Genomic DNA, 13,104 nt, shown 5'->3' with positions numbered 1-13,104 from the left:
GTGTTAAGGCCGGCACAGGATGGCATCGAAGCATGCCGGACATGCTCGGCCATACCGCCCCGGATTTGGAAACCCGCAAGGATTTCGATCGCTTGAACCCCACAGCCAGGAACGACGCCAAGCTTGCCCTGCGCATCTTTCCGCGCGAGCAGCACACGATTTCCCGCAAGAACATCAGCAAGGCTGCCTTGCGGGTGCTCTATCGCCTGAACGAGGCCGGCTACGACGCCTATCTGGTCGGTGGCGCCGTTCGCGACCTGTTGCTGGGCGGGCATCCCAAGGATTTTGACGTGGCCACCAACGCCACGCCGGAAGAAGTGAAGAAGCTATTCCGCAACTGCCGCCTGATTGGCCGCCGCTTCCGTCTCGCGCACGTGGTGTACGGCACCGAGATCATCGAAGTGGCGACATTCCGCGGTGCCAGCGAAGAGGAAGGCGTCGAGGGTGACCGTCACATCGTCGACGGCCGCATCGTGCGCGACAACGTCTGGGGCTCCATCGAAGAAGATGCGCTGCGCCGCGACTTCCGCGTCAACGCGATGTACTACGACATCAGCGATTTCTCCGTGCGCGACTATGTTGGCGGCATGCAGGACCTGCAGAATGGCGTGCTGCACCTGATCGGCGATTCGGCCACGCGCTATCGCGAAGACCCGGTGCGCATGCTGCGCGCTGTGCGCTTGGCGGCCAAGCTGGATTTCCGCATCGATCCGTCCGCGTCCGCGCCGTTCGCGCAACTCGGGCCGTTGCTCAGCAACGTGGCGCCGGCGCGGCTGTTCGACGAATCGCTGAAGATGTTCCTGGCCGGCTACGGCCGCAAGAGCTTCCGCATGCTCGAAGAATGCGGGCTGCTCAAGTTCATGTTCCCGGCTACGGCCCGCGCACTCAGGCGCGGCGACAAGGCGCTGCGCGCGCTGATCGAGCAAGGTCTGGAAAACACCGATGCACGCGTGGCCGAAGGCAAGTCGGTCACGCCGGCCTTCCTGTTCGCCGTGCTGTTGTGGGGCGAAGTGCGCGATCTGGCACATACCTGGAGTACGCAAGGCAAGGATGTCAACGAGGCCTGGAGCCGCGCCGCCGTGCATGTGGTGGCCGAGCAGTGCCAGCGTGTGGCGATCCCACGGCGTTTCACGATCACCATGGAAGAAATCTGGTCGCTGCAGCCGCGTTTCGAACAGATCCAGCGCAAGAAAGTATTCCGCTTGCTGACGCATCCGCGTTTCCGGGCTGCGTTCGACTTCCTGTTGCTGCGCGCGGCTGAATCGCCAGCGATCGGTGAGCTTGGCCAGTGGTGGGCGCATGCCCAGCAATTGCCGCATGAAACGCTGGCCGCCGCGCTGCCGTTGCACCAGGCCAACTCAGCGAGCGACGCAGAGCCGGTGCGCGCAACCGCACCACGTAAGCGCAAGCGGCGACGCAAGCCCACCACCGGCAAATCCGGGGCGGCCTGATGCGCGCTTATGTCGCGCTAGGCAGCAACCTTGGCGATTCAAAACAACACCTGCTGGATGCCATCGAGGCGCTGGCGGTGTTGCCGGATACCAGCCTGATCGCGCGCTCGCGCATTTATCGCACCCCGCCGTGGGGTAAGCTCGATCAGCCGGATTTTCTCAACGCGGTGGTGGCGATTGAAACGTCACGGGAACCGCATGACCTGCTCGATGCTTTGCTGAATATCGAGCGCGCGGCAGGGCGTGAGCGCAACGGCGAACGCTGGGGACCACGCACGCTCGATCTGGATCTGCTGTATGTCGCCGGCAAGGCCGTGAACAGCGAGCGCTTGACCTTGCCCCATCCACACATCGCCAATCGTGCCTTCGTGCTGCTGCCGCTGCATGATGTCGCCCCCGAGCTGGACGTTCCCGGGCAGGGCAAGGTCGCAGACCTTCTACGGGCCGTTGATACACAAGGCTGTACACCGCTCGCTTGAGCGGCGGCCGTTCCGCGCCCGATAATTGTTCACCGCAACATCAGAGGAACCACCGTGTACGTGGAAAACGCCAGCGCTCCTGCCCGCAAGCCGGTGACAGTCCCTAACTTGCACGCGATGAAGGCGGAAGGGCGCAAGATCGTGATGCTCACCGCATACGATGCGAGCTTCGCCACGCAGCTGGAAATCGCCGGTGTTGACGTTGCATTGGTCGGCGACTCGCTGGGCATGGTGGTGCAAGGCCAACGCAGCACGCTGCCGGTGACGCTCGACCAAATGGTCTATCACACCGGCATGGTGGCGCGCGGTTTGTCTGCGACGTTGCTGGTGGCCGACATGCCCTTCATGGCCGATCGCAACGTCGACTATGCGTTGGAAGCCGGCGCGCGACTGGTCGGTGAGGCCGGTGCGGCGATGGTGAAGATTGAAGGCGCCGCGCCGCATATTCTTGAATCGATCCATGCGCTAACGGAGCGCGCCATTCCAGTGTGTGCGCATCTGGGGCTCACGCCGCAGTCCGTGCACAAGTTCGGCGGCTACAAGGTGCAAGGCCGCGAACACGAAGCGGCGGAGCGTGTGCTGAGCGAAGCGCTGGCCGTGCAGCAAGCCGGTGCCAACATTCTGGTGCTGGAAGGGGTGCCTACGCCGCTGGGTGAACGTGTCACCAAAGCACTGGACATTCCTGTCATCGGTATTGGCGCTGGCCCGCACTGCGATGGCCAAGTGCTGGTGATTTACGACATGCTGGGCATCACGCCCGGCAAGCGTCCCAAGTTCAGCAAGGATTTCCTTGCCGGCCGCGGCTCGGTGCAGGAGGCGATTGCCGCTTACGTCGCTGACGTGCGCAGCGGCGCATTCCCCGCGGCCGAACACGGTTACAACTGAAGAAGATCTGATTACATGCAAACGCTTCAAGACGCAGCAGGCCTGCGCGCCACCATTCGCGGCTGGCGCGCGCAAGGGCACACGATCGGCTTCGTGCCGACCCTGGGCAACCTGCACGCGGGGCATCATTCACTGGTGAAACTGGCGCGCGCCCGTACCGATCGCGTGGTGGCCAGTGTGTTCGTCAATCCTACGCAGTTCGGGCCTGGCGAAGATTTTGAGCGTTACCCGCGCACGCTTGCGCAGGATCAGGTGGGTCTGGCCGAAGCGGAGTGCGACCTGCTGTTTGCACCGGACGTCGCGACGATCTATCCGTTCGGTGCAGACAGGAGCGTGAGCCTGCACGTACCGGAACTCACCGAAACGCTGGAAGGCGCACATCGCCCGGGCCATTTCGATGGTGTGGCGACCGTGGTGTGCAAACTGTTCAACCTGGTGCAGCCCGACATCGCGATCTTCGGCCAGAAGGATTTCCAGCAGTTGAAAGTGATCGAGCGTCTGGTGCGTGATCTGTCCCTGCCGGTGAAAGTGATGAGCGCACCCACGCTGCGTGCCGAAGACGGGCTGGCGCTGAGTTCGCGCAACCAGTACCTGTCGCCGAACGATCGGGCAACAGCCCCGCTGATCTACGAAACCCTGCAGCAGATGCGCGACCTGATCGCCAAGGGCCACGCACGCAAGGTGGTGGAGCAGGCGGCAGCATCCAAGCTGGAACGTGCCGGTTTCGTCCCCGATTACGCCGCCATCCGGCGTGCTGAAGACCTGGCCGAGCCGGCGGACGGCGAGCATGAGGGTCTGGTCGCGCTGATCGCGGCCCGCCTGGGAACGACCCGGCTTATCGATAACTTGTTGTTTGATTGAAACATTGCTGGGCTATTGAACGGCTAGTGGCCAGCCCCATTTACGGGCCAGGTGCCGTTGCGGCCATGGCCGCCGCGGCAGGATAATAACGGGCTACGCAGGCAGTTCCTGCTGGAAAAAGTCATGCACCTGAACATGCTCAAGGCGAAGATCCATCGTGCCACCGTGACCCACGCGGAGCTGCACTATGAAGGTTCGATCGCTATCGATGGCCTGCTGCTCGACGCATCGGGCATCCGTGAATACGAACAGATTCACGCCTGGAACATCAACAACGGCAAGCGCTTCGTCACGTACGCACTGCGTGCCGAAGAAGGCTCCGGCATCATCTCCGTGAATGGCAGCGCTGCGCATCGCGCACAGCCGGGTGACTTGGTCATCATCGCGGCCTTCGTGCATCTCGATCAGGCGGAAGTGGAGAAATTCCAGCCGACGCTGGTGTATGTGGACAAGGACAACCGCATCAGCCATACGAATCGCTCGATTCCGAAACAGATGGCGGCGGCGTAAGAACCCGCACGTCATAGCTACTCTTTGCCGTCATTCCCGCGAAAGCGGGAATCCATTTTCAAGGATGCATCAGAGCAAGATGAATTGACCGGCATTCGCCGTTGTAAAGCGCCTCCGCTTTCGCGGGAATGACGGCTATCGGGTTTTAGTGATGCTGTGCGAGCGCCCATGCAACATGCTCGCGAACAATCTCTGAAGGGTGCTCTTTCCGCGCTTGCAGTGCTAAGCGCACTTCCTCCGACGACGGCGCATTTCCCAGCGCCACCGCAATATTGCGCAACCACCCTTCATAACCCGTGCGCCGAATCGCCATGCCTTCCGTGCGCCGCAGAAACTCCTCCTCGCTCCAGCCAAACAGCTCCACCAACTTGGCGCCATCAAGGCTATGCCGTGGCGCGAAATCGGGTTCGCTCGCATCCTGCGCAAACTTGTTCCACGGACAGATCAGCTGACAATCGTCGCAACCGAAAATGCGGTTGCCCATCGGTGCGCGCAGTTCTTCTGGAATCGAGCCTTTCAGCTCGATGGTGAGATAGGAAATGCAGCGGCGTGCATCCAGGCGATAAGGCCCAACAATCGCCTGCGTCGGGCAGATGTCGATGCACTTGCGGCACGTGCCGCAATGCGCAGTCGCCGCATCGTCCACCGGCAGCGGCAGATTGGTGTACAGCTCGCCGAGAAAGAAATACGAGCCCGCTTGGCGATTGATCAGCACCGTGTGCTTGCCGATCCAGCCCAGGCCCGCATTCCGTGCGAGCGCCTTTTCCAGCACCGGCGCGGAATCGACATAAGCGCGATAGCCGAAATCGCCGACCGCCTCGCGAATGCGCTCGGCGAGCTTCTGCAGGCGGTTGCGCATCAGTTTGTGATAATCACGGCCCAGTGCATAGCGCGCCACGTAACCGGCCTCGGCATCGCGCAGTACATCCCACGCATGCCGGGTTCCTGGTGGCAGGTAATCCATGCGCACTGAAATCACGCGCTGCGTGCCTGGCTCCAGTTCATCCGGCCGGCTGCGCTTGGTGCCATGGCGCGCCATGTAATCCATCTCGCCGTGATAGCCATCCTCCAGCCAGCGCTGGAGATGCTGCTCGTCCTGCTCCAGCGTCACACCGCTGATGCCGGCCTCGGCGAAGCCGAGTTCGCGCGCCCAGCGCTTGATATCGCGGGCGAGAGCGGCGTAATCGGGCGTGACATCGGTTGGCATGTGCATAGTTTAATGCGGGCAGAGCCTGGCCCATGCTCCCGCGTGGTTCGCGCCGAGTCTGTTTGGGTGCAAACAGACTTGGCCCTTCGGGTTGCGTCTGAGCGACCGACATGCGACAGCGCGTGGCTTGACCAGACGGCCAGTCTGGCGCTGCGCCACGCGCTGCCACCTGACGGTCGCTCAGACACAACGCGAACTACGCGGAAGCATGAGCCAGGCTCTTATAATCCGCCGATGCACGCAGACCGGCACCTTCGCGATCTCTACACCGTCGAACAGGTACGCGCCCTCGACCGGCGCGCCATCGACGATCTGGGCATCAGCGGCTTCGAACTGATGAACCGGGCGGCCACCGCGGCCTTTGCCTGCTTGTGCCGCCAATGGCCGCATGCGCGGCGCATCGCCGTGCTCTGCGGTCCGGGCAACAACGGCGGCGATGGTTACTTGATTGCCAATCTTGCCTACGAGGCTGGCGTTGGTGTCGAAGTGGTCGAGTTGAGCGATGCGGCACGCGGGGATGCGGCGCTGGCGCGCGATACATGGCAACGCTGCGGCGGCATCACGCACCGCTGGCAGCAGGGCGCCTCGTTACCGCAGGCGGACGTGTATGTGGATGCGCTGTATGGCACCGGTCTGAATCGTGCGCCGGAGGCTGCGGCAACCGCCTTGATCGAACGCATCAACGCGTCAGGCATTCCCGTGCTGGCGGTGGATATCCCGTCCGGCTTGAATGCGGATACCGGGCATTGCCCGGGTGCCGCGATTCGCGCACAGGCGACGATCAGCTTCATCGCCGCCAAGCGTGGTATGTACACGGGACAAGCCGCAACCAGGACCGGTGTGCTGCATATCGATACGCTCCGCTTGCCCGACATCCTTTGGCAAGGCATGCCTGCCGACGCCACGCTGCTTGATGCCATGCACTTGGGGCCGCGAGCCCGCGACGCGCACAAGGGTGATTCCGGACATGTACTGGCGATCGGCGGCGATCACGGCACGGCAGGCGCGATTCGCTTGTGCGGCGAAGCGACGTTGCGTTGTGGTGCTGGCCTCGTGAGCATCGCCACACGTGGCGAGAATCTTACGGCGTTGAATGGCGCGCGGCCGGAATTGATGGCGCACGGCGTCCATGGTCCGCAAGAACTGCAACCCATGCTGGAGCGTGCCACCATGCTGGCCGTGGGGCCTGGGTTGGGGCAGGGTGCATGGGGCCATGCGCTGTGGCTCACGGCGCTCGACAGCGGCAAGCCATTGGTGTTGGATGCCGATGGACTCAATCTGCTTGCGCGCGAGCAACGCCGTTTCACGACGCCTGCGGTATTGACGCCGCATCCTGGCGAGGCGGGACGGTTGCTAGGCAAAAGCACGGCTGACGTGCAGACAGATCGATTCGCCGCAGCACGCGAACTGGCGCAACGCTACGGCGCTGTGGTCGTATTGAAAGGTTCCGGCAGCCTGATCGCCAATCCAGATGGCCGTCTAGACGTCTGTATCTGGGGCAACCCCGGCATGGGCAGCGGCGGCATGGGTGACTTGTTGACTGGCGTGATCGCTGCCTTGATGGCCCAAGGCTGTTCGGCCTGGGATGCCGCACGCATCGGCGTCGGCTTGCATGCACGGGCTGGCGACGTAGCCGCGCGGAAAGGCGAGCGCGGTTTATTGGCCAGCGATCTGCTCGATCCGCTGCGTGCACTCAGTAACGGGCTCGAGCATGACTGAAGAACATTGGGAGCTACCCGACGAAGACGCTACGCGTACGCTAGGCTCGCAGCTTGCCGGTGCACTCGACAGTGGCCTGGTCATTTACCTGCGTGGCGAACTGGGTGCCGGCAAGACTAGTTTCGCGCGGGCTCTGCTGGCGGCACTGGGCGTAGGCGAACGCATCAAGAGCCCCACCTACAGCCTGGTCGAGGGCTATCAGACCCGGCATGGCCGGCCAGCCTGGCATCTGGACCTCTATCGCATCGCCGACCCCGGCGAACTGGAATGGCTGGGCTTGGACGCATTATCCGACCCCGCGGCCGTGGTGCTGGTGGAATGGCCCGAACGCGGGCAGGGGGCATTGCCGGCACCGGACATGGAAGTGCACCTGGACTACCGCGGCATCGGTCGGCATGCACGCCTGCAAGCCAAGACCACGCGGGGCGAGCGGGCGCTGGCTCGCCTGGGCTGATGCCATAAGTGCCGGTGTCCGCTGGGAAAACTGAACAAATGGACCCTTGGCGGGGAGCCTGAAAAATGCGCCGCTTAGGGCCAATACCTTGACCTGATCTGACAAAAACCTCGCAGGTCATGGAAATTTAAAGAAAAACCTCTTGCATTCAGGAATGTGGTGAGCTTCAATGCGCCACCATGAGGGGCTATCTCACTCGCATTTATTGCCTGACCGCCACCGCGATACTTGCCGCGGCGCCTGGCTTCGCCCTGCAGGCGGCGGAAGTGAAAGATGCCCGCGTCTGGGCCGGCGCCGAGTACACCCGCGTAGTGTTCGATCTTTCCGGCCCGGCAAAGTACAAACTTAGCCAGCAAGGCGACCAGGTCGTGCTGGAGCTTGCCGACAGCACCGCCGATCGCGGGCTCGTGCCTTCCGCGCAGGGCCTGCTCAAAGGGCTGAGCAGCGCGTCCCAAGGTGGTGCGCTGCGCCTGACCGCTTCGGTGGCGCCCAATAGCCAGCCGAAGACCTTCGTGCTGGGTCCATCCGGTCAGGCTGGTTATCGCCTCGTACTTGATCTCTACCCGGGCCATGGCAAACAGCAGGATGTGTCGTCCAAGGCTGTGCCTGATACGGACAACGACGCCGCCGTGGCGTCGAGCAAGCCGGTCCCGGCCAGCGCCGACAAGGCCGATGCGCCCGCACCGGTCGTGATCAATGCCAGCAGCAAGCTGACGTCCCGTAAGGGTGTCACCACCCGCCAGGCGGCGGTGCTGCTCAACAGCCAGCGCCAGGTCGTCGTGGCGGTGGACGCCGGTCACGGCGGCAAGGATCAGGGTGCGCACGGTCCGGATGGCACGCTGGAAAAGAACGTCACGCTTGCCGTGGCGCGCAATCTTGCTGCCTTGATCAACCGCCAGCCCGGCATGAAGGCCGTCCTTACTCGCGATGGCGATTACTTCATTCCGCTCAATCAGCGCTACGAGATCGCTCGTCAGAACCAGGCCGACCTGTTCGTGTCGATCCACGCCGACTCGTATACCAGCAGCGACGCAAAAGGCTCCTCCGTGTGGGTGCTCTCGCCGCGCGGCAAGAGCTCGGTCGCCGCGCAGATGCTGGCCGATCGTGAAAACAGCTCCGACCTGATCGGTGGCGTATCGCTGGCTGCCGAGAACGACAGCTTGGCTTCCGTGCTGCTCGACATGCAGCAGGGTTGGGCCGTGCAGGCCAGCGAAACGGTGGCGCAAAACGTGTTGAATGCGCTCTCGGCGCTCGGTCCCACGCATCGCGGTTATGTGGAGCGCGCCAATTTCGTGGTGCTGCGCTCACCGGACGTGCCGTCGATCCTGGTGGAAACGGCCTTCATCAGTAATCCGACCGAAGAGCACAAGCTGCGCGACCCCGGCCATCAAGAGCAACTGGCCACGGCGATCATGGATGGCGTGAAAGGTTATTTCCTGAGCAACCCGCCGCCGGGCACCTGGTTTGCGGTGGAAGCCGCACGCCGCAAGGGCGTGCTGCCGAATGATGCCAAGACCGATACGGTGGCCAGCACCGATCAGGCTGCCGATGCTGACGTGCGAGACATGCATCGCGTCGCCAATGGCGAAACCTTGCGCAGCATTGCCAAGCAGTACGGGGTGAGCCTGGATTCGCTCAAGAGCGTGAACGGCATCAACAGCAACAGCGTGCGCACCGGCACGATGCTGGTGATCCCCAGTAGCTAAGCGTAGGTTGGGGTGCAAACCCCAACTCCGTGCTCCAGGCACGCATGGCAATGTTGGGGTTTGCACCCCAACCTACGAGTTGATTTCCGGATAGTTGATGCTAACGCACGCTGCTAAGCTTGCGCCCCATGTCCCGCATCCGCCCCCTCCCTCCCGAGCTCATCAACCAGATAGCCGCTGGCGAAGTGATCGAAAGGCCCTCTTCGGTCGTCAAAGAGCTGGTTGAAAACAGCCTCGACGCTGGCGCCACGCGCATCGAAGTCGATATCGAACTTGGTGGCGCGCGTCTGATTCGCGTCCGCGACGACGGCGACGGCATCGCCGCCGACGATTTGCCGCTAGCCGTCGCCTCACACGCCACCAGCAAGATCGGCAGCTTCGATGATCTCGAGCACGTGGCAAGCATGGGCTTTCGCGGTGAAGCGCTGGCGTCGATGGCATCGGTAGGGCGTTTCGCGATGACTTCGCGTCTACGTGGTGCGGATAATGCCTTCCGCCTCGAAGTCGACAGCGGACGCATGCAGGACGTGCGTCCCGCGCAGCACCCACAAGGCACCAGCGTGGAAGTTCGCGATCTGTTCTACAACGTGCCGGCGCGCAGAAAGTTTCTGCGTGCAGAGCGCACCGAATTTGCGCACATCGATGATCTACTCAAGTCGCTCGCGCTCGCCCGTGGTGGCGTGGAATTTCGTCTAAGCCACAACAGCAAATCCGTGCGCGTGTGGAAGGCCGCGCGTGACGACAACGCCATGCTGATGCGTGTGGCGGAAATGCTCGGCGAAACCTTCCCGCAACAGAGCTTGCGTATCGATCACGCGTCGGCGGGCATGCGCTTGTCCGGTTGGGTCGGTTTGCCAACCGCTTCGCGTCCGCAGGCCGATGCGCAATATTTTTACGTCAACGGCCGACTGGTACGCGATCGTGTGGTGGCGCACGCAGTGCGGCAAGCGTATGCCGATGTGCTGTTCCATGGTCGTCATCCGGCGTTTGTGCTTTACCTGGAACTGGATCCTGCCGGCGTCGACGTCAACGTGCATCCGGCCAAGAGCGAAGTGCGCTTTCGCGAGCAGCGCCTGGTACACGATTTCTTGTTCCGCACACTGCACGAAGCACTCGCCGAAACACGCGCCGGTCAGCATGTGCCGGTGGAAGCGCCGACATGGAATGGCGCAGCTGGCGTCGTAACGAGTGCGGTGCAGGAAGCAAATCGGCAAGTGAGCAGCTGGCCGGCAAGTGCATCACAAAGCCGCCTGCATTTAGGTGTCCGCGAAGAGCCTTTGGCTGATTACGCCACCTTGCTTGGCGAACCGGTGCCCGAGTTGCCGGCCATGACCCAGCAACCCATGCCGGCGGCCGACGACAGCGAAGCACCGCCGTTGGGCTATGCGCTTGCGCAGCTGAAAACCATCTACATCCTGGCAGAAAATACGCATGGCCTGGTGCTGGTCGACATGCATGCCGCGCACGAACGCATCACCTACGAAAAACTGAAAACCGGCCGCGCGTGCAGCAATCTTCGTTCACAAATACTGCTGGTACCTTTGTCGGTGCCGGTCAGCGCGAAGGAAGCCGCCGCTGCCGAAGAACATGGCGACGCGTTGGCTGACTGGGGTCTGGAACTTTCACGCAGCGGTCCTTCTGCCGTTGTCGTGCGCCGCATTCCTGCGTTGCTGGAAGGCGCGGATGTCGCCGAACTTACGCGCAGTGTGCTCGGTGAACTCGCGCAGCATGGCAGCTCGCGCCAATTGCAGGAACTGGAAAACGAGCTGTTATCCACCATGGCTTGCCATGGCTCGGTACGCGCAGGGCGCCGCCTCACGCTTCCGGAAATGAATGCACTGCTGCGCGAAATGGAAGCCACCGAGCGCTCTGGTCAATGCAACCACGGCCGCCCGACCTGGGTGCAGCTGGGCATGACCGAATTGGATAAGCTTTTTCTACGTGGTCGTTAAGCGGTTCTTGTTTCCCCTATAAATAGACGTCCATACTCGGGTTTACTTGCATCGAGCGGAGCAAACCCCATGTGGCGTAATGTCCTGGCCGGACTGATCCTAAGTACAGGAGTGGCCCTCGTGCATGCCGATACCTCTCAACCCACTGCAGCGCCGGATGCCTACCAGCAAAGCATCGAGAAATGGCGTGCCGAGCGCGTTGCCAAGCTGACGGCGCCGGATGGTTGGCTCAGCTTGATCGGGCTGGAATGGGTGCAGGAAGGTGCCAACAAAGTTGGCACTGCTTCCGACAACGACATCATCCTGCAGGCAGGTCCCGCGCATCTGGGCGAGATCACGCTGGACAAGTCGGGGCAGGTGCATATCAAGCTGGCCAAAGACAGTGGGGCAACGGTCGATGGCAAGCTGGTCGAGGAAGCCACGCTGATCGACGATATGCACGTCACCGGCGATGCAGCACCCACCAAGGTAGCGTTCGGCTCGGCGAGTTTCTACGTGATCGATCGCGAAGGCCGCAAGGCGCTGCGTGTGAAGGATCCTGATGCTGCGACGCGCAAGCACTTCCTCGGCATCGACTACTTCCCGGTCGATCCCTCATGGCACATCGTGGCCGACTGGGTGCCCTTCGATCCGCCGCATGATTTGAAGATGGGTTCGGTGATCGGCACCATCGATACCGTCAAAGTGCCGGGCAAGGCCGTGTTCACGCGCGATGGCCACACCTACGAATTGCTGCCGTATCAGGAAGAACCGGGCGGTGAATTGTTCTTCGTGCTCGCCGATCGTACGTCCGGTCATGAAACCTACGGCGCCGCACGCTTCCTCTACGCCGCACTGCCGCAGAACGGCAAAGTGGTGCTGGATTTCAACAAGGCTTACAACCCGCCTTGCTCCTTTACCCCGTTTGCGACTTGTCCATTGGCGCCGCCGGAGAATCGGCTGGATCTGCGGATTACCGCGGGCGAAAAGAAATACCGCGGCGGGCATTGAGTGCTGCGTAGGTTGGGGTGTAAACCCCAACATCGCAATGTGCGTGCATGGCAGTGCTGGGGTTTGCACCCCAGCCTACGCTGCTACGTGGCTCATTTTCACTTCCCTTGGAACGCAGCCTTGCGCTTCTCAAGAAACGCACTCGTTCCTTCCTTCATATCCTCCGTCGCAAACATCAGCGCAAACGCCTGGGTCTCAAACTCCAACCCTTGGTCCAGCGACGTTTCGCCACCCTGCAACACAGTATCCAGAATGCTTGCGGCAGCCAGCGGTGCAGCGGCAGCAAACTGGTCGGCCAGCGCATTCACCGTTTCATCCAGCGCTTCCGGCGCCACCACACGATTGACCACACCCAATTCATACGCGCGCTGCGCCGTCATGGTGCTGCCGGTGAGACACAGTTCCAGCGCCGCACCGCGGCCGGCCAGGCGCAGCAGGCGCTGGGTGCCGCCGAAGCCGGGGATCAGGCCGAGGTTGATCTCGGGCTGGCCGAACTTGGCTCTCTCGCTGGCGATGCGCAGGTGGCAGCACATCGCCAGTTCCATGCCGCCGCCCAGGGCGAAACCCTGGATACGTGCAATCACCGGTTTGCCCAATCGTTCGACGCCGCTCATCAGCCGCTGGCCGGTGCGCGAAAAACTCTGTGCCTGCATCGGCGTGTAACCGTTCATCTCGCTGATGTCGGCACCGGCCACGAACGCCTTGTCGCCGGCACCGGCCAGCACGATGGCCCGTACGGCGTCGTCCTGCGCGGCCTGGTTGAAGGCCAGGGTCAGCTCGTTCAAGGTTTCGCGGTTGAGCGCATTGAGCTTGTCCGGCCGGTTGACGGTAATGGTGCGCACCGCACCACGATTGCCGATGTCGAGATTGCGATAGGCCACGTTGGGCTC

General features: G+C 62.4%; 12 protein-coding genes. 10 read left to right on the top strand and 2 right to left on the bottom strand.

Features of this window, described 5'->3' with window-relative positions; translation table 11 throughout:
- Positions 1 to 32: 32 nt before the first annotated feature.
- From pcnB to panD, 5 genes are all read left to right on the top strand, one after another.
- Positions 33 to 1,451 (top strand): polynucleotide adenylyltransferase PcnB, encoded by a 1,419-nt coding sequence (pcnB, locus tag IEX75_RS01840; RefSeq protein WP_423373153.1) that lies wholly within the window; start codon positions 33 to 35, stop codon positions 1,449 to 1,451.
- Positions 1,448 to 1,930 carry a 2-amino-4-hydroxy-6-hydroxymethyldihydropteridine diphosphokinase gene (gene folK / locus IEX75_RS01835; RefSeq protein WP_188794287.1) on the top strand — a complete coding sequence of 161 codons (483 nt, stop codon included), beginning with the start codon at positions 1,448 to 1,450 and terminating at the stop codon, positions 1,928 to 1,930. The genes pcnB and folK overlap by 4 nt, the downstream gene beginning before the upstream one ends.
- A gap of 54 nt (positions 1,931 to 1,984) precedes the next feature.
- A complete protein-coding gene (gene panB / locus IEX75_RS01830) occupies positions 1,985 to 2,815 on the top strand; it encodes a 3-methyl-2-oxobutanoate hydroxymethyltransferase (RefSeq protein ID WP_188792550.1) in 831 nt (276 codons plus the stop codon).
- 15 nt (positions 2,816 to 2,830) lie between these two features.
- Positions 2,831 to 3,676, top strand: coding sequence for a pantoate--beta-alanine ligase (gene panC, locus IEX75_RS01825; protein ID WP_188792549.1), 846 nt, complete (start codon positions 2,831 to 2,833; stop codon positions 3,674 to 3,676).
- A 123-nt stretch (positions 3,677 to 3,799) separates the two neighbouring features.
- A complete protein-coding gene (panD, locus tag IEX75_RS01820; RefSeq protein WP_188792548.1) occupies positions 3,800 to 4,186 on the top strand; it encodes an aspartate 1-decarboxylase in 387 nt (128 codons plus the stop codon).
- 145 nt (positions 4,187 to 4,331) lie between these two features.
- On the opposite strand, the gene queG is transcribed toward panD, so the two are convergent.
- Positions 4,332 to 5,399 carry a tRNA epoxyqueuosine(34) reductase QueG gene (queG, locus tag IEX75_RS01815; protein WP_423373154.1) on the bottom strand — a complete coding sequence of 356 codons (1,068 nt, stop codon included), beginning with the start codon at positions 5,397 to 5,399 and terminating at the stop codon, positions 4,332 to 4,334.
- 228 nt (positions 5,400 to 5,627) lie between these two features.
- Here queG and IEX75_RS01810 point away from each other — a divergent pair, with 228 nt between their 5' ends.
- From IEX75_RS01810 to IEX75_RS01790, 5 genes are all read left to right on the top strand, one after another.
- A complete protein-coding gene (locus IEX75_RS01810) occupies positions 5,628 to 7,112 on the top strand; it encodes an NAD(P)H-hydrate dehydratase (protein WP_188792547.1) in 1,485 nt (494 codons plus the stop codon).
- Positions 7,105 to 7,566: a tRNA (adenosine(37)-N6)-threonylcarbamoyltransferase complex ATPase subunit type 1 TsaE gene (tsaE, locus tag IEX75_RS01805; RefSeq protein ID WP_188792546.1), complete on the top strand. Its 462-nt coding sequence runs from the start codon at positions 7,105 to 7,107 to the stop codon at positions 7,564 to 7,566. The genes IEX75_RS01810 and tsaE overlap by 8 nt, the downstream gene beginning before the upstream one ends.
- A gap of 179 nt (positions 7,567 to 7,745) precedes the next feature.
- Positions 7,746 to 9,272, top strand: coding sequence for an N-acetylmuramoyl-L-alanine amidase (locus tag IEX75_RS01800; protein ID WP_188792545.1), 1,527 nt, complete (start codon positions 7,746 to 7,748; stop codon positions 9,270 to 9,272).
- Positions 9,273 to 9,400: 128 nt separating this feature from the next.
- A complete protein-coding gene (mutL, locus tag IEX75_RS01795) occupies positions 9,401 to 11,224 on the top strand; it encodes a DNA mismatch repair endonuclease MutL (protein ID WP_188792544.1) in 1,824 nt (607 codons plus the stop codon).
- Positions 11,225 to 11,293: 69 nt separating this feature from the next.
- The gene (locus IEX75_RS01790; RefSeq protein WP_188792543.1) at positions 11,294 to 12,214 is read left to right on the top strand and encodes a DUF1684 domain-containing protein; all 921 of its coding nucleotides are present in this window, start codon (positions 11,294 to 11,296) and stop codon (positions 12,212 to 12,214) included.
- 98 nt (positions 12,215 to 12,312) lie between these two features.
- Here IEX75_RS01790 and IEX75_RS01785 read toward each other — a convergent pair whose 3' ends face one another.
- Positions 12,313 to 13,095 carry an enoyl-CoA hydratase/isomerase family protein gene (locus IEX75_RS01785; protein WP_188792542.1) on the bottom strand — a complete coding sequence of 261 codons (783 nt, stop codon included), beginning with the start codon at positions 13,093 to 13,095 and terminating at the stop codon, positions 12,313 to 12,315.
- Positions 13,096 to 13,104: the final 9 nt, after the last annotated feature.

Origin of the sequence: Dyella nitratireducens, assembly GCF_014642835.1 — a bacterium.
Classification (GTDB): Bacteria; Pseudomonadota; Gammaproteobacteria; order Xanthomonadales; family Rhodanobacteraceae; genus Dyella_B; species Dyella_B nitratireducens.
This window is presented reverse-complemented; position numbering and strand designations above follow the sequence as displayed.

Excerpts from the sequence above, each read along its gene's own strand:
- pcnB (WP_423373153.1), top strand. The coding sequence starts at position 33 with ATGCCGGACATGCTCGGCCATACCGCCCCGGATTTGGAAACCCGCAAG.
- panC (WP_188792549.1), top strand. The coding sequence starts at position 2,831 with ATGCAAACGCTTCAAGACGCAGCAGGCCTGCGCGCCACCATTCGCGGC.
- panD (WP_188792548.1), top strand. The coding sequence starts at position 3,800 with ATGCACCTGAACATGCTCAAGGCGAAGATCCATCGTGCCACCGTGACC.
- queG (WP_423373154.1), bottom strand. The coding sequence starts at position 5,399 with ATGCACATGCCAACCGATGTCACGCCCGATTACGCCGCTCTCGCCCGC.
- IEX75_RS01810 (WP_188792547.1), top strand. The coding sequence starts at position 5,628 with ATGCACGCAGACCGGCACCTTCGCGATCTCTACACCGTCGAACAGGTA.
- tsaE (WP_188792546.1), top strand. The coding sequence starts at position 7,105 with ATGACTGAAGAACATTGGGAGCTACCCGACGAAGACGCTACGCGTACG.
- IEX75_RS01800 (WP_188792545.1), top strand. The coding sequence starts at position 7,746 with ATGAGGGGCTATCTCACTCGCATTTATTGCCTGACCGCCACCGCGATA.
- mutL (WP_188792544.1), top strand. The coding sequence starts at position 9,401 with ATGTCCCGCATCCGCCCCCTCCCTCCCGAGCTCATCAACCAGATAGCC.
- IEX75_RS01790 (WP_188792543.1), top strand. The coding sequence starts at position 11,294 with ATGTGGCGTAATGTCCTGGCCGGACTGATCCTAAGTACAGGAGTGGCC.